At 44.8% G+C, this 20,764-nt stretch carries 16 protein-coding genes; 3 read left to right on the forward strand and 13 right to left on the reverse strand.

Annotated elements, in window-relative coordinates:
* Positions 1-71: 71 nt before the first annotated feature.
* On the forward strand, positions 72-284 hold the full coding sequence (locus ASD24_RS05775) for a hypothetical protein (RefSeq protein WP_056692938.1): 213 nt from the start codon (positions 72-74) through the stop codon (positions 282-284).
* Positions 285-438: 154 nt separating this feature from the next.
* Here ASD24_RS05775 and ASD24_RS05780 read toward each other — a convergent pair whose 3' ends face one another.
* From ASD24_RS05780 to ASD24_RS05790, 3 genes are all read right to left on the reverse strand, one after another.
* A complete protein-coding gene (locus ASD24_RS05780; protein WP_056692941.1) occupies positions 439-1,224 on the reverse strand; it encodes a DODA-type extradiol aromatic ring-opening family dioxygenase in 786 nt (261 codons plus the stop codon).
* A gap of 99 nt (positions 1,225-1,323) precedes the next feature.
* Positions 1,324-2,154, reverse strand: a complete 831-nt coding sequence (locus ASD24_RS05785; protein ID WP_056692944.1) for an alpha/beta hydrolase — start codon at positions 2,152-2,154, stop codon at positions 1,324-1,326.
* Between the two features lie 374 nt (positions 2,155-2,528).
* Positions 2,529-2,765 (reverse strand): hypothetical protein, encoded by a 237-nt coding sequence (locus ASD24_RS05790; RefSeq protein ID WP_056692947.1) that lies wholly within the window; start codon positions 2,763-2,765, stop codon positions 2,529-2,531.
* A gap of 427 nt (positions 2,766-3,192) precedes the next feature.
* Between ASD24_RS05790 and ASD24_RS05795 the strand changes: the two genes are divergently transcribed.
* The gene (locus ASD24_RS05795) at positions 3,193-3,945 is read left to right on the forward strand and encodes a DUF1129 family protein (protein ID WP_056692950.1); all 753 of its coding nucleotides are present in this window, start codon (positions 3,193-3,195) and stop codon (positions 3,943-3,945) included.
* A gap of 185 nt (positions 3,946-4,130) precedes the next feature.
* Here ASD24_RS05795 and ASD24_RS05800 read toward each other — a convergent pair whose 3' ends face one another.
* Both ASD24_RS05800 and ASD24_RS05805 read right to left on the reverse strand, forming a co-directional pair.
* A complete protein-coding gene (locus tag ASD24_RS05800) occupies positions 4,131-5,042 on the reverse strand; it encodes an AraC family transcriptional regulator (protein ID WP_056692951.1) in 912 nt (303 codons plus the stop codon).
* A gap of 210 nt (positions 5,043-5,252) precedes the next feature.
* Positions 5,253-8,420, reverse strand: coding sequence for a copper amine oxidase N-terminal domain-containing protein (locus ASD24_RS05805; RefSeq protein ID WP_056692955.1), 3,168 nt, complete (start codon positions 8,418-8,420; stop codon positions 5,253-5,255).
* A gap of 328 nt (positions 8,421-8,748) precedes the next feature.
* Here ASD24_RS05805 and ASD24_RS05810 point away from each other — a divergent pair, with 328 nt between their 5' ends.
* Entirely contained in the window at positions 8,749-9,717 is a 969-nt protein-coding gene (locus ASD24_RS05810) for a hypothetical protein (RefSeq protein WP_056692957.1), read from the forward strand.
* A 282-nt stretch (positions 9,718-9,999) separates the two neighbouring features.
* Here the strand turns inward: ASD24_RS05810 and ASD24_RS05815 are convergent, their stop codons facing one another.
* From ASD24_RS05815 to ASD24_RS05850, 8 genes are all read right to left on the reverse strand, one after another.
* Positions 10,000-10,605 carry a GNAT family N-acetyltransferase gene (locus tag ASD24_RS05815; RefSeq protein ID WP_235540409.1) on the reverse strand — a complete coding sequence of 202 codons (606 nt, stop codon included), beginning with the start codon at positions 10,603-10,605 and terminating at the stop codon, positions 10,000-10,002.
* The gene (gene ilvA / locus ASD24_RS05820; RefSeq protein ID WP_056692960.1) at positions 10,605-11,891 is read right to left on the reverse strand and encodes a threonine ammonia-lyase IlvA; all 1,287 of its coding nucleotides are present in this window, start codon (positions 11,889-11,891) and stop codon (positions 10,605-10,607) included. The genes ASD24_RS05815 and ilvA overlap by 1 nt, the downstream gene beginning before the upstream one ends.
* Before the next feature lie 67 nt (positions 11,892-11,958).
* On the reverse strand, positions 11,959-12,849 hold the full coding sequence (locus tag ASD24_RS05825) for an alpha/beta fold hydrolase (RefSeq protein ID WP_056692962.1): 891 nt from the start codon (positions 12,847-12,849) through the stop codon (positions 11,959-11,961).
* Positions 12,850-13,091: 242 nt separating this feature from the next.
* The gene (locus tag ASD24_RS05830; RefSeq protein ID WP_056692964.1) at positions 13,092-15,383 is read right to left on the reverse strand and encodes a beta-glucosidase family protein; all 2,292 of its coding nucleotides are present in this window, start codon (positions 15,381-15,383) and stop codon (positions 13,092-13,094) included.
* 222 nt (positions 15,384-15,605) lie between these two features.
* On the reverse strand, positions 15,606-16,211 hold the full coding sequence (locus tag ASD24_RS05835) for an alpha/beta hydrolase (RefSeq protein WP_056693031.1): 606 nt from the start codon (positions 16,209-16,211) through the stop codon (positions 15,606-15,608).
* Positions 16,212-16,219: 8 nt separating this feature from the next.
* Positions 16,220-17,170: a ring-cleaving dioxygenase gene (locus tag ASD24_RS05840; RefSeq protein ID WP_056692967.1), complete on the reverse strand. Its 951-nt coding sequence runs from the start codon at positions 17,168-17,170 to the stop codon at positions 16,220-16,222.
* A gap of 391 nt (positions 17,171-17,561) precedes the next feature.
* Positions 17,562-18,644 carry a hemolysin family protein gene (locus ASD24_RS05845; protein ID WP_056692970.1) on the reverse strand — a complete coding sequence of 361 codons (1,083 nt, stop codon included), beginning with the start codon at positions 18,642-18,644 and terminating at the stop codon, positions 17,562-17,564.
* A gap of 89 nt (positions 18,645-18,733) precedes the next feature.
* Positions 18,734-20,074 (reverse strand): hemolysin family protein, encoded by a 1,341-nt coding sequence (locus ASD24_RS05850; RefSeq protein ID WP_056692973.1) that lies wholly within the window; start codon positions 20,072-20,074, stop codon positions 18,734-18,736.
* Between the last annotated feature and the right edge of the window lie 690 nt (positions 20,075-20,764).

A 20,764-nucleotide genomic window follows, 5' to 3' on the forward strand; every position in this document is an offset into this window, starting at 1 on the left:
CATACACTTGCTCACCTATAGAATCCCATATTATGATGGTATAAAGTCCAACAGAACAAAGGAGTATCTCTATGTCTACGCAGCGCCGTCTCCAAACTGACGCCGATTTCCAGGAAGCCATGACCTCAAAACATAAAATTCGGGTATTCAAAGATAACCACCAGATTGACTCTGGAGGTATTATCATCCGTTTTGACGAGAAAACCGTTGTTGTTCAGTCCAGTGTCAGTGAACTGGCCTATCACTCACGTACCGAATGTGAGTTGTTCGAAATTCGCAAATAGTCGTATACGTGAGGCTACAGGTGGTACATTATATATTTCAACGCTATGACGCCCCAAACAACAAAAAAAGGTTCCACGCAGTCAACCAAATGACCGCAGGAACCTTTTTGCTTATTTATATACATAGATCTAGTTTGTTCTTATCTGCTCCAAGTTATATGCCGTCTCCAAACTGCCAGCAATTCAAACTTAACGTGCCGCAGGCATACGATTGAAATAATCGCTTCGCTGTGCGAGACATATCCGCTGTGCCCATCGCGTAGAACAATGGAGCCAGATGTTCCATGCCATAGGACGGAACTGCCGTCCGCGCATGAGGAGCTTTTTTTTCATACAGAAACAATTCTCTGGTATTCCACTGCTCTAGACGCTCCCCAAGCCAGTCATCGAACTCTACGGCCCAGTCTTGTGGCTCATCATCCTGTGCTAGCATTCTCAGATTATGAACCGTTCCACCACTACCGATGATTAGCACGTTATCGTGCCTGAGCTGCTCCAGCATACGCCCAATATCATACTGCTCTTGTGGGGAACGCAGCGAGTCTACCGATACGGCAATAACCGGAATATTGGCTTCGGGGTACATGTGCAGCAGCGGCACCCATACGCCATGATCCAGTCCGCGTCCTCGAACAGGTCGATGTGGCAAGTTGCTACGTGAGAATAACGCACAAATCTCGCTCGCAACGTCGGTCTGCCCAGCTGCAGGGTAATGTATGTTATACAAGGCTGAAGCGTATCCGTAAAAATCATGCAGGGTCTGATGGGACTCATCCATCGTTACCGAAGGCTCGGGACAGTCCCAGTGTGCGGTAAATACAACGATTGCCTTTGGAGCCGGCAGCTTGTCTCCAAGCTCGTTCAAAAATTGAGTGTAGTCACTGCTCTCCAACGCCAGAGTGGGAGAACCATGCGCAATGAATAGTGCGGGTAATGTCATTGCTGCCAACCTCCAGACACGGATAGGATGTTTACCTCTCTATTTTACCCCGAAGGAGGTTCTTTTCCAAGTTACTCCCCGTGACTTTTGACTTTTTGCTTATATCATCCAGTGCTGCCAATCCTGTTCGATCTTCTGACGCTCACCCAGCCACTCTCTTGTCCGACTAATTAGCTGTTCCCGCTCCTTGCCTGAAGAGAAGGTGTGGTCTCCCTGAAAGATAATCTCCTTATCGCAGCGACCTTCTTGGCGCATCCAGAACACCTTTTGATACAAAAATGCGTAATCAACTGGTATGATCTCATCTGACGTTCCATGAACGACTAGCACATCGCCGCCAAATTTGACAGCCTCTTGAAATGGTTGATGCTCTGCCAGTGAATCGAAGAATTTCGGTGTGAATTTATATCCTAGGTAGTCAGCTGCACCAACCTTCACGCCTTCATCGTACACTTCCCGTCCAGTGATCTTCACAATATCATTGAATGGATAACCTACCGATGACCACATCACGAGATTCTTAACGCGTTTATCACGAACAGCTGTCAGCAGGGCCACTGCGCCACCTAAACTATGACCAATCAAAGTCACTCGGGTTGGGTCTACATCACTGCAATTCACAGCATAGTCCAGTACAGAGCGAGTTTGAGCAATCATAGACTCCAGTCCCTCAGCCCCATACTCGCCACTGCTCTCCCCGCAACCGACATAATCGAAGCGCAGCACCAGATATCCATCCTCAGCCAGCTCACGAGCGGTTTTGACAAAAAGACGATCTACCCCGATCCGACTACCCACAAAACCATGGCAGATGACAGCCAGAGGAACCCGCTGTTGGTGGTTCGCCTCCTTAATGTCCTTAACCACTGGATAATGTATCGTGGCTGTTAATTCTTCCTCTCCATGGCGAATGCTGATCTGACGCTCCATGCCGATTTCCCCTCTCCGTTGTTCCTGACTATATGTTCACTTTTTAATTATATATAAATCCGATAAGTTTAGTGTGTATTAAAGTTGTAATAGTATATTATCATCTCAGAACCTTCACGTCAACCTGAGTCGCATCCTCTTTTCATTGGAAAGTATAGCGCCTACAACAACCACTCTTTATTGTTATTTTATCGACATGCACGCCGCAAAAATGAATGTACATTGTTCATCCAATGCCAAATTCCTGTTGGATGTGTCGTCCGTTCCATAAATGTACACATACCAAAGAGGTTCCACCCAAGCAACTCATTTGCCTGAGATGGAACCCCTGGAGTCACACGGATCTAAATGAAGCTCACTCATCTATACTGTATTTATTCGTAACTTCGCCGGAACATGGCATGTGTCTCCGTCTGTCCCTGCCACTCGTGCTCACGTGCAAAATCAGAACTCGCCCAGAAGCTTCCCTCTTGCTCATTTCCTTCTGTAAGTTCATCTGATACCTCTGTATCCTCCGTTAGTTGCTCCAGTGGAACAACCTCATCCATCACACCGCGGGAATTACTGTTCATCAGTAGTTTTCGCGTTAGGTCATTGTTGGACTGATTCATCGTAGTCGTACTCCCATCCTTAGATTTTCGTTTGGAAATGCTACTATTGTGGTGGAATCAGGCTTCCTTTATTCACAATTCACACAATCGCAATAATATGAGGTGAGAGATCAGACATGCATACGCATAGCAATACTGTACCATGGGAAAAATAACAAAAATGGCTACAACTCACACCTCCCTCGTGCCTTCTAGCGAAAGGATTGAATGATATGGAACAGTGTATAGAATGGATCCGTGCTCACGGTAAGCTGGTGTTATTATGCACCTGTGTTATTCTCGCCTGCATTTGGATATGGAAGAACCATAAACAGCTATTTTATAAGGAATGACTTTGCGAAAAGACAGCCCTTCCCGTATACTAAATTACCGTTAGGGTTTTCACTTCAGTGGGGACGGAAATGGGTTTAGACAGGGGGAGCAAGCAGTGGGGATTTCCTATAAGAAGCTAAGAGAAATACAGAATCGACAAATGACCGAATTGAGTCGAATGACACCGGATAACGTGAAATTGTTTAACCAGATCAGTTCCATTGCGAGAAGCACTACTGCGGATGAGAAAACACAGGAAGAATGGATTTTGTCTGCGGGAAAAGAGATCGTTCAGGCTCAGCAGGATGGGCGTTCTGCCCATGAGCTATATGGAAGTGATTTAGAGGCGGCTGTACATACCGGACTTGGTCTGGAAGAAGAAGAAGATAGCGCGGCCTCCGAGCAGCCAAAGAGCCTTGAAACGAATAGCACAGAACCACAGCAACAGAAACAACCACGCACGCCAAAATGGTATGCGATGATTGCTTGGGCATCTGTGTCCTTTATCCTGCTGATTCAAGGCGGAGCTGGTTTAATTATCGGTTGGACAGATGGTGACATCGAGCCGTTTAGTCATATTAGTCTTTTCTCGATCATCGTGGCAGCCGTAGGCGGTATTGCTCTTGTAGAGATGCTTCGCCGTCTAGCTGAGCGACCAGATGATCAAGGTGCGGACAGAAATGCTGTACCGAAAGTTAATTTGCGCGGGATCGTTATCTACCTAGCTGTTGTCGTGCTTGTCTTGTTTGTGGGATACCCATTGCGTGACAGCCTGCCTGTGTTTAACCTCGCACCGTGGGTTAGTTTAGTGATTGGTATCATTGGTTTGGCCTTATTACGCCCCCTCTTTGGTCAAAAGAAGGGTTAAGCTAGCTATTAATGTAAAGCGGATACCGAATGTTCATTGTAATGGTAGTTCAGATATGAAAAGGAGCCGTAATGGCTCCTTTTTGGTTTTTTTATTTTAGATTGTCACCAGCTTACGAGGTATAAAGATATATCCCTTTTTTATGCTTAACTGGCTAAATAGTTTATGAGGTTTAACAATGCATTTTAGTGGAGACTGTCTTGATTAGCCTTCAACTGATTGCGCTGTTTAATTTCTTTGCCAGGGGTTTCCCCGAATTCACGTTTGAACATGCGGATAAAATAATTCGCTTCCATACCGATCATCTCCGCCGCTTCTTTAACACTAGATTGAGGGTGATCTTCCAGCCACTTGGACGCTTTTTGCAATCTTAGACGCTGCATGTACTGATGTCCGGTTACCCCATGCTTCTGATGAAATAAACGATTAAGATGTTGTACAGAGTAACCTACCGCTTCCGCAACATGCTTCAACAAGAGATCCTCCTGATAGTGTACATGCATCAACTCAATAGCACGAGCAAATGCCTCACTTCCCGGATCATTCTCCTTTTCTGCAGTAATTATGGAGGTTTGACTCCCTTCTACCGAGCCTGCTTCTTCATGAGATACCCTGCAACGTGCGATATCCAGAATAAGCTGATATATCAAGGCTGAGTTGTTCCAGCCATCTGTGCGTCCTTGATCTGGTGCATGCCAGATATCCGTCATTCTTGACCAAAATTGTTCCATATCCTTCAGATTCCGAGGTTCCGAAGGTAGTAACCCAACGGCATGAAGCACCGATTCAACAGATTCTCCTCCAATACCGATATACCCAAGTTCCCAGCCAGATTTGGAATGGGGCATATGCTCATAAGCTACCCCAGGTTCGATCACAAACATTTGCCCAGCATTCACTGACCAAACTCCCTTACCGGGAATCTTCAATTTCCCCATGCCAGTGCGTGACAAAAACAATTGATACACCGGAAACCCATCAGGTCTGAGCTGCGGCTTCTCTTCATGTGTTCCAACGCAGTACAAATACAGCGGCAACCGGGAATCCGGCAAACCAGTCAAGCGAAATGCGAGCATTCCATCATTCCTTTCGGACATGTCCTTCTCGTGCTTATTCCTCCTATTATCCCTTTGTTTGTCTGACACGACAACCAGCCTAAGGAACCTATTTGGCGACATAATCTGATGGTCAAGTTATAAAAAAATATATTAGTTTTCTTGTGATCAATAAAAAAGGCTCCCTTTCGTGAGAAAGGAAGCCTAAGTTTATTAAAGTAACTTCAATAAATTCAATTTTTTCATATCGTATTATGGTGTCGCTTGGGTTCGATCATTTGCAACCGGTGATTGACTGGCACTCTGGTCAGAAGGTGTTGTACCATTGTTTCCATTACCTGGATTTTCAGTAGGAACAGCATAATCAAAAGTAACAACATCAGACTTTGTATCTTTATTTTTGGTTTGGTCAGCAGCTACAGCGACTACAATTGTTTTATATTTATCTGTACCAAATGCTACACCATCAGAATCTGTTCCATTAGCTGTACTGACGGTTACGCTAAATGGATTACTGCTTGCAGGAATAGATGCTACTACTCTGCCTGTTCCGTTCTCAAATGTGGTGCTTCCATCTTTAACTATATAGACATCATATCTACTAATCTCATTCACATTAGCCGGCCTAGTAAGGCTTATATCAATGGAAGATCCATTGGGGCTGGCTGTCAATCCTGTAGGTTTTTCAACAAAAACAGGTGCCTGTTGCTTTGCATTTATTGTGAATGAACTATAAGCCAAGTTTGATTCGCGTTTACTGTCAGATGATTCGGATAAAATGTATGCCGTGTAGTTTCCTGGGCCAATCTTCTGACCTCTAATATCAAGTAGTTCACTTGGAAGAATCGCTGTTCCTCCACTAGTTTCTACAGCTCTTATAACAGAAGATGTATTATTTTGGGCAATGGACTTCGCCACGTTAACATCAAATGCGCTTCCAGCTGGGGCAATCATCACTACATAACGTCTGATTCCTGTTTTGGAAGTCGGTTCAGTATATTTTAAAGTAACATCCGTAATATCTCCATTAGCTTGATTGTCTTTTTTAACGTTAACCTCTGTAATGTTCACTGCTCCAACAGCACTTGTCGTAGCCAACTTCACATCAAACCCTGTAGACAATGCATTAGCAATAGAATCATTATTGCTCATTGCAAGAACGAAGACTCGATAGTTTACATCGTTACCAATCGTAGTACCATCCGTTGCTTTTGAGTTACTATCAAGCGTAACACTGTAGTTACCGCTTCCTCCAGCTTTATTTACAATTTTAAAGTTTGAATTCCGATTAGCTTCTGCAAGGTTGAAGTTGCCTACATTCCCTGACTTAACTACAAATACACGGTATTGGTATATATTTGCCTCATTTGCTGGTCTATTGAACGTCACTTGCAAATCGCTACCATTTCCATTATCCGAAATATCCGCTGCTTGAACACCAGTTGGCGGAGTCAGCGCAGTATTCTTAGTAAGTGTAATCGGTAGAGAATAACCGGACAATGAGTTCTGGCTAGAGTTTCCGCTGCTGCTTACCGATAAAACAAACACACGGTAGCTTACACCTTCTCTAATGGTTGTACCATAGACATCCCTTAGACCAGAAGATAGTGTGAAGGTCTGATTACCTCCTGTTTTGTTCACTTGTTGATAGTAAGATGAAGCATTCGCTGCATTCAGCGTAAAGCTACCTACATTAACAGAAGGAACAACGAATACACGGTACGATGACACTCTAGATTCGTCTGTAGCTCTTGTAAACGAAACACGTAGATCCTGGCTATTCCCATAATCACTTACATCGGCAACCGTCAGGTTACTTACCGCCCCTGCATTCCCATTGTTCGTCAATCTCAGCACTGCTGAGGAAGAAGACAATATATTGGCAGCACCATTGTTACCTACAGCCAGCACATAGATTCGATAATCCTGCAGGTTCGTCACATTATAGCCGCTCGTATCCTTCATTGAAGAAGGCAGCGTTGTCGTGATGTTATTGCCTGTTTTGTTCACCGTATAATAGAAGTTAGATGACAAATTATTGGCTGTGGTCAAGTTAAAGCTGCTGGATACCGCATTACGCACTACAAAGATACGGTAGCTGGACACTTTGGATTCATCTGAAGAGCGGTTGAAGCTCACTTGAATATCGCGTCCATCCCCATAATCTGAATTATCTTTAACTTGTGTAATGACAGGAGCTGTTGTAGCGTTAACTCCCAGTGTTAATGATGCAGATGCAGCAGACAGTTTGTTGTCTGTTGTTGCCGCATTAGTGCTCACGGACAGAATGTAGACAACGTAGGCTGTACCATTTTTGATAATTTCTCCAGATGTATCACGCGTGGATGAGCTGAACTGGCTCTTCATTGTTTGCGTATTAGCCTTATAGATAATCGTTGAATTGGAGTTACTCACTTTGTTCGCTGCAGCTAGATTGAATGAAGAAGCATCCTTCGCTTTCACCACGAACGCACGATAATACGTAATGTTAGACGTATTGCTCGGTTGCGTGAAGTTAATCTCCAGATCACGTCCATCGCCGTAATCACTAATGTCTGCTGCACGCAGGCTAGTTACAGATTGAACGGCTGTCTTCACAGCAGATAATTTCAACGTTTGAGAAGACCAACTGAGTGTATTTTTATAGTTGTTGTTGTTATTGCCCACTGTAAGTACATACAAGCGATAAGTTTCATTGGAGTTCAACAGATCTCCATTCACATCTCGCGTCTGTGCGTTGAGTGTCAACTTAGGATTATTGCCATTTGGTGTAATGGTTGTATAGTTTGCAGATGGTACGGCTGTTGCCGAAGACTCGTTGAAGCCATTCACATCACGGGTTTTGACCAGCATGACACGATAGGCCGATACCGCTCTTTCCGAGGTTGGACGTGTGAAGCTTACGGTGAGATCGCGCCCATCTCCATTACTCCCGGATACAGAGCCGTAAATATTCCATGCTGAATATTGTGTATCATCCACAGGAGGTGCTTCCGTTTTCTTAATATCTACCCGCTGCATACGGGAGTTCCAGAATACTTTTTCCCCAAAAGCTTCGCTCACAAACCGAATGGGAACCATCGTATTTCCTTTGATCGTATTGGCAGGTACATCCAGCGCTACGGCTGCTCCATTGATGTAAGCAACTTTGGAACCCAGCGTCAGTGAGACTTCTTGATCGCCACGCGTTGCCTTAATCGTTTTGGTTTTGTTCGTGTACTGTACTTTGGCATCCAATCCTTCGAAGATCGATCTTAATGGAACCAGTACACGCCCGCCCTTCATTACAGGTGCTTGAGCTGAAGATATCTCTGCATCATTGATATAAATGCTAATTCTTGCAGCAGCATCCATAACCGACGTCGGTAGTGCTGACATTAACATGGCTGATACCGCCAATGCAGACATCACCTTTTTCACTTGATTTCCTCCCGCTTTCCTCATATCCCGATATCCCCATTCTTATCATTATTGAACTGCAGAATGTATTCATTTCATCACAATGAATTCCTGTAATTTCCTGTGTACATCTATGACGTTCGGACGTATGGAAAAGTTTCCATCCTTCCAAAATATATTTTTACAGAAACCCCCTTCCATCTTCTACCTTTCAAAAGTTAAAAATAACAGAACTTTTTGTCACTATTCCGAAACAACATCTCGATTCAAATCGTTTACTGTTAGAACAAATGGAATTATAGGATTTTTTTCTACTTACACTTTTCTAATCTACGGGAGGTTTACACATATGACACCTTCGTACCCATCTGCCAAACGTAACGGATTGCGTTTCATCATGACAGCAACAGCTCTAGCACTGTTGATTCAATCCGGAATGGCAGGCACAACAGGAGTCGCTGCCGCCGCTTCAACTCAGACCGAGGCCAAAGTAACGACTAATAGTTCCAAGGCAATTTATACAACATTTCAATCCAAACTCAAACAAAAGAACGGCTTAATCGCTGCAGATGCCTATCTAACGAACCGTATTACACAAGTAACGTCTCACCATCTAACCTTGATGGTGTTGCAATTAGAGAATGCTCGGTTGAAGTCATTAACGACCATGACAGACCGCATGCTCGTTCCTAATGTGCAAGACAAGATGATGAAGATTTATCAATGGAACGATACTTTCACGGGATTAATGAAGCGTACTCAGGATACCAGTCTACAGACCCTGTTAAAAGAAGCACGCGATAGCGGTTACAAACTCGTTATGATTGAGGGTTCTCTTTACCCCATCATGAACTACTCTGCCTTCCAGAAATATAATGCCAACGTGAAGCCTGACATTTCGCAATACATGAATATAATGGCTGCAGAGACTAAGAAGATCCCAGCAGAAGACGGTGGGCTACTTATCGGGTATCAGGAAATATTGCTTCGTGCTCGTAATCAGGAGCAATTTCTAGAGCTTTATCCAGCATCGAATCGGGTGAAGCAAGTGCAGAACCTGTTTGATAGTTACACCATGTACACCTTCTACGGACTAAATAACACGCCGTTATTTGATTACGAGACGAATAAAATGGTGCCTAATGCGCAGAAAGGGTACACATCTGTCATCCAAAGACTAGCGACTGTCGATAGCCCTTTTCTAGATAAGCTTGCCTCCTTCATGGATGTGGTACGTGAAGCCAAATACGAGAAAACGACGGCTGTTGAAGCCTGGCTGGACATCAATGTTCCATTACCAAACAACTCTAGTCACTAAACTTACTCCTTATGAGGAATAAGCAGATAGGTAGACTTATTCAGTTTGGTCTTTGCACTTCGTGTCGCTCTTTTACAATTCAAGCTAGCTTAAATTTTGTTGTCCAATTACCACGTCACTTCAGTGACCCGTTCAGCTTAAATGTACACAAAAAAAACCGCGACAGGCTTTGACCTATCGCGGTTTTGATTTGGTTTTAATTTAAAGTTTTTAATTCATTTTAATTACGGTTAATTCGGCTTAACTAGAGTATAATAATTCACTCTTCAATTCGTCTATCTACTACACCGGCTTAACCATATGGCTGTACTCATGTCCTGCAATGACAAGCACATCATCCTTGACGTAGCCCTGTCGTTCATACAGCATCAAGGCACGACCATTATCTCGCTCTACAATCAAGGATACTTGCTTGTGCCCGAGAGTGCGCCCCTTCTCTTCAAAAGCAGCCATCAGCGCTCTCCCGATGCCCTGCCCCTGATATGCTTCACTGACGGACAACGTATCCAGATAATACTCACCCGGACGTGTCTCTTTGACTAAAGCATACTTCTCATCCTGGCTACGCCCAGGTCGATTCCGAATCGGCTCATCCAGCAGGTCTGCTTCGCTTCCGTCATAGGCCACTAGAATCCCTGCCACAACTTCATTTTGCTCCATGACCGTCACATTACGATAGCTGATCCGATTATCTTCTTGCACGAAGAACTGTTGCAGAATACGCATCGCTTCCTCATGCTCACCTTCACCCGCCAAGGCATAAGCAATATCGCCTATAGCTTGGTACAGTAACGGAATGACCTGATCTACATCCTCTTTACGTGCTGGTCGGATCAGAGAACGCGCCTCTTCAGAACCAGCATTGATCGACATGTTGGAATCATTCATCAGATCAACATGTTGAACAGATTAAGATTTTTGTTTAGTTCCGTATAAGCAATGCCTTTACGGTTCATGCGTTCAATCAATGGTTGGTAATCTTCCTTGTGTAACAGTTCGATTCCAACCAATGCTGGCCCATTTTCTTTGTCATGCTTCTTCGTATATTCAAACCGCGTGATATCATCATCCGGACCAAGAACTTCTTCCAAGAATTCACGCAGAGCTCCTGCACGTTGCGGGAAATTAACCATGAAGTAATACTTCAACCCTTCGTAGATCAGGGAACGTTCTTTGATCTCCTGCATCCGGTCAATATCGTTATTGCCGCCGCTGATGACACATACTACAGTCTTTCCTGCGATCTGCTCACGGTACTGATCCAGTGCAGCAACCGCCAGTGAGCCGGCAGGCTCAACAACAATCGCATTTTCATTGTATAGCTCCAGGATAGTTGTACAAGCCTTACCTTCCGGGACTTTCACAATATCATCGAGCGTTCCACTACAGATATTGTAGGTGAGATCACCAACCCGTTTAACGGCTGCACCATCCACAAATTTATCAATATCATCCAGTGTAACCACCTGTTTGCGGAACATTGCTTCACTCATCGATGCAGCACCAAGCGGTTCAACACCGATAATGCGCGTTTCTGGACTTACTGTCTTCATATACGTTCCAACGCCAGCAGCCAGACCGCCTCCGCCAATCGTTACGAATACATAATCGGCATTTTCATCGAGGCTCTCCATAATCTCCATCGCCACTGTACCGTTGCCTGCAATAATCTTCGGCTGGTCAAACGGATGAATGAACGTCATCCCATGTTCATCACATGCACGCATCGCTTCAGCATACGCATCGTCATACGTGTCTCCAATCAGTACTACCTCAACATTGCTGCCTCCGAAGCGACGTACCTGCTTTACCTTTTGGTTCGGCGTCGTGCTCGGCATGAAGATTTTGCCGTGGATTCCAAGTGCATTACATGAAAAAGCCACGCCTTGCGCATGGTTCCCGGCACTTGCACAGACAATACCTTTCTCCATCTCTGCTGGAGTAAGGCTACGAATCATGTTATAAGCGCCCCGAATTTTGAAGGAACGCACGACTTGAAGGTCTTCCCTTTTTAAATAAACATTACAATTATATTTGGCCGACAATACAGCATCCCGCTGTAGAGGTGTCCGTACAATGACTTCACGCAGCACATGATGTGCGCGTACGATATCTTCCATGCCTACACCGACATGTCCGGGACTCATGGTACCCGTTGGTTCCACTGGTTTCATCTGATCTCCACACTCCACTTATATTGGCTGCAATGCTCTTGCACTGCTCTCTTTTTTTATTATTGTATCACTTTTGCTCTATTGTTGCGCCTGAGCTCACATTATTTATCATTCGTACAATTTCATCAATAATGACCTGTGGATCTGTATACATAACCGTATGACCGGACTGATCTGCGCCAATCCATCTCGCATTGGACAGCTTACTCACAGTCTGACGATGCGCCGCAATGAGGGCAGGTCTAATCTTCCCTTCTCCCTTGCCTGGTTTAGTACCTGAGATCACGCTGACCTCAAGATCATCCAAGGCTGGGGGCTGTGCCAGAAGTGCTGTCATATCATCCAGAAATGTTTTGCCTTCGGCAAGCATCGTTTTTGCTGCCTGCACAGTGAAATCTTCTTTGAGATGATCTGCTACAACATCATCTGGCTGAACTTTTCCAGCCTTACTTCCGAGCAAGCGATATAAGCCCGTATGTGCCATGATTGGAATGAGAAAGCCATTTAAGGCAAAGCTTTTTTTAGCCAGACTGGAGAAGTACAACTCGCAATGTTCATCTGATGGATCCACCAGTACAATTCCTCGTAGTTGGGATGTATTTGCAGCCGCAGCAGTTCGCACAATTGGCCCACCCCAGCTATGCCCAACAAGAATGAGCGGCCCTGGCTCCAATGCAGACAGCAAATCTCCCAGATCTTCTGCCATTCGGTTCAGACTGCGCGGAGCAGAATCTACTTCACTTCGTCCTGCCCCTGCTCTATCATATACGACTGTTCGTGCGTGCTCAGCAATAGCTGGTGCAACCAAACCCCAGGTAGATCTCGAGAGCCCCATACCAGATTCAAATACCACTGTCAGTTCGCCTGATCCTTTGGACATATAATGCAGCTTGCGACCATCACGGGTCTGAATATATGCACTTGAACCAAACGTATGTAAGCTAGGACGATGATCCATATTTCCCCTCCCGTTTATCTGTATAGTCATCCTGAACCGAATCTAATTGAAAATGATTATCAGTTAATTATAAAATATTCTTCACTTTACGACAAGCATAGCACAGCTAAGCCCCTCTCTTCTCTTTTCTAAATTATCCATCTCATATTATAAATAGAAAGAAAACCCGATCCATCATTGGATCGGGTTCGAACTTATGATACATCCACTCATCCGTTGATATCATGCTGCCACAACAACGATTATGCTCGAATGCCATGATCCTTGTTGTTCAGTTTCTCCAACAACTCGTTCATGTTCTCTTCGCTCATAGCCCCGCCACTAAAGGCAACGAGAGCACGTAGCGGCATATATTTCATCATGGCATCCATCATATCTGCATGGTCTCCAGCATCGTCACCGCCAAAGCCGCTTGCTTCCTGGAATTGCTTCAATGCCTGCTCCAGTAGCTTCTTATTGGCAGGATCGCGCTGAATATCGCCTAGTGTACTATTACGTGTATACGTCGGGATAAAGGTAGCCGTGGATTCTACGGTCACTCGTGTGTGTAAATGAATGTCCCGGGAAGAACTGCCGACCTGAATCTCGAACTCTCCCGTCTCTACATGCCAATCCTTCATGTCCACATTATAATAAGCGAACGAGCGCTTATCCAGAGTGAAGCCAATCACTTTCGACTCGCCTGGCTCCAGCTGAATTTTGGAGAATGCCTTCAACTCCTTGGCTGGACGAATGGCGGTGCTCTCTACATCACGGATATAGAGCTGTACGATTTCTTTACCGGCTCTGTCCCCCGTGTTGGTTACACGAACACTTACCTGTATTTCATCCTGATCCGTCAATTCCGTCCGATTCACGGTGAGATCAGCATATTCAAACGTCGTATAACTCATACCGTATCCAAAAGGGAACAAGGGATCAATCTGTTTGGTGTCATAATATCGGTATCCTACAAAAATTCCTTCGCGGTAATCGACCCGATCACCTTCACCCGGGAAATTAAGATAAGACGGATTATGACTGAGCTTCGCAGGGAACGTCTCTGCGAGTTTACCTGATGGGTTCACCTCACCGTACAATAGATCAGCAATTGCACCACCAACGGCTTGACCACCTAAATACGCTTCAAGCACAGCTTGTACCTTCGGCAACCATGGCATTTCAACAGGTGAACCGTTGCTTAGGACAACGATGACACGTGGTTGTACTTTAGCTACCTCTTCGATTAGACGGATATGGTTGTCTGGCAAGCGCAGATGCGAACGATCATACCCTTCTGATTCATAGCGGTCTGGCAGTCCTACGAACACAATTGCCGTGTCCGCCGTCTGAGCCGTCTGAATCGCATCAGCCATCATTGACTCATCTACATCATCTGCTTCAATTCGGTACCCTGGTGCGTAGGTGAGCTTCACCTCTTCACCCGCCACACGAGTCATCTCATCCACAATATCATCCACTTGGGTTGGATTAATATGAGAGCTGCCTCCACCCTGAAAGCGTGGTTTACGTGCAAAGGCACCAATCAGTGCAACAGAACCTTCGCGTTGTAGCGGTAAGATGCTCTCCTCATTTTTCAGTAAAACCATGCTCTCGGAAGCCACCTTACGCGCAAGCTGATGGTGCTCCTCTTTGTCATACGTTGCATTTTCCTGCTTATGATCAACCGCTTTGAAGATCAGTGTGAGCAATCGCTCTACCGCCCCATCGAGCTTCTCCAGAGACAGTTCACCGTTCTCTACAGCATCAATGACCTTACGTTCGCCAATTCCGCCACTTGCCGGCATCTCCAACTCCATACCTGCCGCCAGCGCATCCGCACGTTCGTTCACAGCACCCCAGTCAGATACAACAATGCCTTCATGACCCCATTCGTTCTTAAGGATATCTGTAAGTAACCATTCATTCTCACCTGCATAGGTTCCATTAACCTTGTTATAGGAGTTCATCACCGTCCACGGCTGAGCATCCTTCACTGCACCCTCGAAGCTCGCAAGATAAATCTCACGTAACGTTCGTTCATCTACAACGGCATCAATCGACATGCGTCGCTCTTCCTGATTGTTCACAGCAAAATGTTTCAATGACGTGCCTACACCCTGACTCTGGACTCCCTTAATATGACCCGCGGCCAAACGTGTGGACAATAATGGATCCTCGGAAAAATATTCAAAATTACGGCCACCCAGCGGTGAACGTTTAATATTAACACCCGGGCCAAGCAAGACGGATACGTCCTCCGCCTGACATTCCTCTCCGAGAGCAACGCCGACTTGACGCGCTAACTCGGTGTCCCATGAACTTGCCAGCCCTGCTGCAGATGGGAAACACGTTGCAGGCACACTTGCCATCAGACCCAGATGATCAGCACTCGAATCCTGCTTACGTAACCCGTGTGGGCCGTCCGTTACCATGATGGATGGAATACCGAGACGCTCCACCCCTTTTAGATGCCAGAAATCGAGACCTGAGCACATGCCCGCTTTTTCTTCCAAAGTCATCCGCTGTACCAATTCTTTGATGTTACGTTCCATAATAACCCCTCCAGTTCATGATCTGTTATATAAGATAAAGCATACATGGTTTCGTAATGCACTTTCAAATGTTTACCCCATTCGCAACGTTTACATAACGGTTATTCCTATTCTTTTGTGCAAAAAAAACAAAAACAGCCTGATCTCTAAAGATCAAGCTGTCCAACTATGCCTCTCACAGAGCAGTTATCCCATGTTCGATATCCGTCACTCCGTAAAGCCTCACGCCTGAGACGCAAACCATGCTGCCGCAGCTTCTGCCTCGGTACGTGTAAGCTGATGTCCCTGACGCTCCCAGTGCATGTGCACTGTTGCTCCAGCTTCGCTTAGCAAGCTCGCCAGCTCTTCAGTTTCCCGTTTAGGCACGATAGGGTCATTCTCCCCTGCTCCAATGTATACAGGCAAGCCTTTCAGATCAGGTAGCTCAAGTCCACGTAATGGCACCATAGGATGATGTAGAATTGCTCCTTTGAACACATCCGCCTGATGGAAGATTAGGCTTGCAGCAATATTAGCTCCATTGGAGTAACCAAGGACAATGACATTCGAGCGGTCAAAGCCATATTCTACGGCTGCTGCATCAATGAACGCGCCCAGCTCTGCCGTCCGTGCGATCAGATCTGGTTCATCGAATACACCTTCGGCTAAACGACGGAAGAAGCGAGGCATACCGTTTTCAGATACATTTCCACGTACCCCCAGAATACCAGCTCCAGGTGCAATCATCTCAGCCAGACCGACTAGATCATTTTCCGTGCCTCCTGTGCCGTGAAGCAAGAGTAACGTCGGTGCATCAGGCTGTGAGCCTGCTTTATAAATATGTTTCATTGTATTGGTCATGATTTTGCGTCTCCTTTCCATTCCCGTACTTGAATTGGTGGCAACATCTGTTCAATCTGCTCACGTTGTGGTTCGTACCATTCAGGCAACATTAATTTCTCGCCCATGCTTTCTTGTGGTTCGTCCCGTGCAAATCCTGGAGGATCGGTAGCCAGCTCGAACAATATACCTCCCGGCTCTCTGAAATACACGGCGTTGAAGTACTGACGATCAATAATCGGCGTTGGATAATAACCGGCTTGCTCCAGATCTTTCTGTACTTGTTCATGCTCGGTGTAATCTTTAGCGCGCCAAGCAATATGGTGTACCGTTCCGGCTCCGCCAATGCCCCGCTGGATTCCAGTCGATTGAATGTCGATGAGTTGACCGATATCTCCGGTAGCACGTAAGCGGATTATTCCATCCTCTTCACCGACTTGCTCCAGACCAAGCATCGTTTCCAGCACATCAATTGTTTTCTCAGGTACATGAGTGAATAATACCGCACCTCCGAAGCCTTTGATTGCATGCTCTGGCGTTACACCATTGAACGTCCACTGGCTCGGCTGACCTTCTTCACGTTCAACCAGTTCCAGCAGCAGACCACCTTTATCGAAGAAACGAATATATTGCTCGCCAAACCGTGTTTTATTTTCAAAAGGGATATCAAAAGAAGCAAGACGTTCTTTCCAGAATGGCAGACTGCCTGTCGGAATAGCATAGACCGTAACCCCTGTCTGACCTGAACCAATCACGCCTCTTCTTGCTTCTTTCTGAGGGAAAAATGTGATGATCGTTCCAGGCGCTCCGCCTTCATTCCCGTAATACAGATGATACACATCGGGTGCATCAAAGTTTATTGTTTTTTTCACCAATCTCAGAGCCAGTACACCGGCGTAAAAATCAACATTTTTCTGTGCATCGTCTACAAAAGCGGTAACATGGTGAATTCCTGAAGTTCTGAACATAACATCCACTCCCTTATTTTTGTTGGTTGATCATTTGATTTTGAAGTCGTTATTTATTCTCACTGCTGTTTTATTGCAGTTTGTTCTTATTGCATTTCTTGTTGCGCGTTTTATTGCTTGTTCTTACTGCTGTTCATCATTACTTTTTGTTATTTATCTTTAATTTAAGATTCTTTAAATTTATATTAATCCATCCCCATCCAAATTGCAAGCATTTGTTTTAAATTTAAGATTTATGTCGTTCTTGAAACCTGTTGCGCATCTTCTTCATTCTAATTTGTCCAAAACAAAAAGACAGACCCCCGATGCAATCGGAAATCTGCCTTAGCTTACCCTACTTCTTTCATTACGGGATAACCCGGTTCTAAAGAAGTTACATTTTGAATTTCAATTATACCAATTTCAGTCTTTTCGGTGGATTCACCAAATCCTTGTGTTCGTACTCATCCTTGATATCGCCCACGATTTCTTCCAGAATGTCCTCCATCGTAACCATACCGACAGTTTCGCCTTGCTCGTTATGCACCGCAGCAATATGAACGCGACTCTGTTGCATCTGAATAAGAACATCCTTAATTGGGGATTGCTCTGAGAATTTAGGCATGTCATGAACAAAGGTGTTCATGTTGAACTCTCGGCCTGCTGCCAGACTTGTCAGCATCTCTTTGGTATTAATGAATCCGATAAAATGAGATTGATCTCCACCTGCGACAACAGGATAACGTGTATATTCATGCCGGTTTAGAACTTCGATCATGCGATCAATAGGCATTTCCTTTTCCAGTGTAACGATTTTTTCTCTACGAATCATAATCTCTTGTAGGAGACGTTCATCAAAAGCAAAGATATTTTTCAGATAGTCGAGCTCAGTCTGATTAATCTCTCCGCTCTCATAACTCTGAGCCACGATGAGCTTCAACTCCTCCTCGGAGTGAACAGTATCGTGCCCTGCTGGCTTAACTCCAAAGATACCAAGCAGAAGACGAGCAGCGCCATTAAGCGCGTAGATGAACGGGTTCATGATCTTACCAAACCAGTACAAAGGTGGTGCTAACAACAGCGTCATGCGCTCAGCAAATTGAATCGCAAGCGTCTTAGGTGCCAACTCACCAATAACAACGTGCAAGAACGTGATGATGGCAAGCGCAATACCATAAGATAACACAGTAGATAATGCCGCTGGTACTTCTAAGCGGTCAAACAACGGATGTAACATTTTCTCTACGGTAGGTTCACCTAATGCCCCTAACACGAGAGCTGTAATCGTAATCCCCAACTGACAGGCAGAGAGGTAGTAATCCAGATCGTGTGCGACCTTCTTAGCAAGTACTGCTTTCTTGTTTCCCTCAGAGATCAATTGATCTATTCGAGACATTCGGACTTTGAGAATTGCAAATTCGGCTCCTACGAAGAATGCAGTCAGTCCGATAAATACCGCGACCAAAAATAAATTCAAGGCTATTATTCCGTCCAATGATTTCCCTCAGATGAGGGATTCACCTCCAAGTAAATTATATTTCATGTGTTGAACTCCATCATTCAAGCATTCACTTTAAAATGGCCTTAATCAGATACACTGCTGGTCGGAACTTCAACTTCTGCCCCGTTAGTACGCTCCAGTAGTACCTGCTTGATCTGGTAATTATCGGTTTCAACGACCGTCCAGACATAATCACCGTGCTCAACGGTATCTCCGTTGTCAACGCGAACTCCCTTTTGGAACTGAATCCAGCCTGCAACGGTATCCATCTCTTCATTACCCTCAAAATTCAAACCAAACTGTCTCTCCAGTTCGTCTAATAGGACACGGCCGTTAATGAGATACTGGTTCTCACCCGTCTCTTGAATATCTGCCACTTCGTCGGCATCGAATTCGTCACGAATTTCACCAACAAGCTCCTCTAGAATATCCTCCATCGTCAGGATTCCCGACGTACCCCCATATTCATCCACGACTACAGCCATATGCACTCGTTCTTGCTGCATCTTGATCATCGCATCCTGGATACGGGTAATTTCCGAAACGAAAGGAATCTCACGAACAAAATGCGAGAGTTGATATTCTCTGCGAGTAACCATGTCAGGCAAAATTTTCTTCACATTGACCATGCCCACAATACGGTCTTTATCGCCCTCTTCGACGACAGGATAACGCGAGTAGTTGTGCTCATCTAGAATCGGAATGATCTCATCGTAGACCATCTCCTGATCCAGTGTAACCAATTCTGTTCTCGGTACCATAATATCTTTAGCTACGCGCTCATCGAACACAAAGACATTTTCCATATAAGAAAGCTTAGTTCGATTCGTCTCGTCGCCTTCATAGCTTTGACTCATAATTATCTTGATCTCATCTTCCGAATAAGCCTGTTCGTGACCTGCTGGCTTCACGCCGAATCCGCGAAGGATCACACGCGATGTGCCATTCAGCGCCCAGATGAAAGGATACATAATCTTACCGAACCAATACAGCGACGGTGAGAGCAGCAACGTCAATCTTTCCGAAAATTGAATTGCGAGTGTTTTGGGTGCCATTTCACCAACAACAACGTGAAGGAAAGTGACTAGAATAAAGGCGATTGCATAGGATGCAATCGACGACACGGCAGGTGAGATACTTAAATATTCGAATACCGGATATAAAAGTCTTTCCACCGTAGGTTTACCCAAAGCACCAAGTCCCAGAGCTGTAACTGTAATTCCGAGCTGACAGGCCGATAAATAATAATCCAGATCTGAGACTACCTTTTTGGCTAGAACAGCCTTCTTGTTTCCTTCCGAGACAAGTTGATCGACACGAGACGTCCGAATCTTAACAACTGCGAACTCGGATGCAACGAAAAATGCGGTTAATACAATCAAGATAACTAGTAATGCTAAGTTAATAATGGTAATTATGTCCAATGATTTCCCCGATTCTCAGGGATTCACCTCCAGAAATAGTTACAGCGTTATCCATTAACCTTGTTAATTCCATAACGGCTGATCGTTGTTAACATTGTTTACTTCCAACTAAACTTGAAGCGTAAAACGTATATAAAATCGATAAATGATGAACTTACATAGGTCAACCTTGGCTTTGTAAGTTGTTAAAACAGGAACTAAGGATGCAGCAATCATACTAGAAACCTTCTCAATCCAAACAGGGTTACCCCTCATGCTGTTAACTGTTTCCCCGATTTACTCCACCTTAATTCTCCATTTGGACAGTTTACAATATCGCCTTCCCAATAGATATCCACCTCCCTTCTTGTTCATTCCTGTTTCAGAAAAGTATACCACGTTCCACTCCCAACCATCCAGTTGCACGTTATGGTTTGGAGTACTTAGTCATATGTATTGTTCACAGAATAGTCTATATGTATGAAGATCCATCCAACTAATTGTTTATTTATACAATTACTACCCTACGTATTTATTCCCTAAACACCATCTTTTTGTACTATTTAAGTGGCGTGAATGATATGCAGTAGTCTTGCAATTCTGGGATAAAACTAAAACTACTCTTCGGATTCATATAATCAGTATACGCAACAAAAGGCTCGGAGGATGCATACACTTTGCTATCAGCGTATTTCCTACGAGCCTTTAATA

Source organism: Paenibacillus sp. Root52 (assembly GCF_001426865.1).
Classification (GTDB): domain Bacteria; phylum Bacillota; class Bacilli; order Paenibacillales; family Paenibacillaceae; genus Paenibacillus.

Bases quoted from the DNA above. Each gene is read 5' to 3' on its own strand.
- ASD24_RS05775 (WP_056692938.1), top strand. From the start codon at position 72: ATGTCTACGCAGCGCCGTCTCCAAACTGACGCCGATTTCCAGGAAGCC.
- ASD24_RS05780 (WP_056692941.1), bottom strand. From the start codon at position 1,224: ATGACATTACCCGCACTATTCATTGCGCATGGTTCTCCCACTCTGGCG.
- ASD24_RS05785 (WP_056692944.1), bottom strand. From the start codon at position 2,154: ATGGAGCGTCAGATCAGCATTCGCCATGGAGAGGAAGAATTAACAGCC.
- ASD24_RS05790 (WP_056692947.1), bottom strand. From the start codon at position 2,765: ATGAATCAGTCCAACAATGACCTAACGCGAAAACTACTGATGAACAGT.
- ASD24_RS05800 (WP_056692951.1), bottom strand. From the start codon at position 5,042: ATGTCCGAAAGGAATGATGGAATGCTCGCATTTCGCTTGACTGGTTTG.
- ASD24_RS05810 (WP_056692957.1), top strand. From the start codon at position 8,749: ATGACACCTTCGTACCCATCTGCCAAACGTAACGGATTGCGTTTCATC.
- ASD24_RS05815 (WP_235540409.1), bottom strand. From the start codon at position 10,605: ATGAATGATTCCAACATGTCGATCAATGCTGGTTCTGAAGAGGCGCGT.
- ilvA (WP_056692960.1), bottom strand. From the start codon at position 11,891: ATGAAACCAGTGGAACCAACGGGTACCATGAGTCCCGGACATGTCGGT.
- ASD24_RS05825 (WP_056692962.1), bottom strand. From the start codon at position 12,849: ATGGATCATCGTCCTAGCTTACATACGTTTGGTTCAAGTGCATATATT.
- ASD24_RS05830 (WP_056692964.1), bottom strand. From the start codon at position 15,383: ATGGAACGTAACATCAAAGAATTGGTACAGCGGATGACTTTGGAAGAA.
- ASD24_RS05835 (WP_056693031.1), bottom strand. From the start codon at position 16,211: ATGAAACATATTTATAAAGCAGGCTCACAGCCTGATGCACCGACGTTA.
- ASD24_RS05840 (WP_056692967.1), bottom strand. From the start codon at position 17,170: ATGTTCAGAACTTCAGGAATTCACCATGTTACCGCTTTTGTAGACGAT.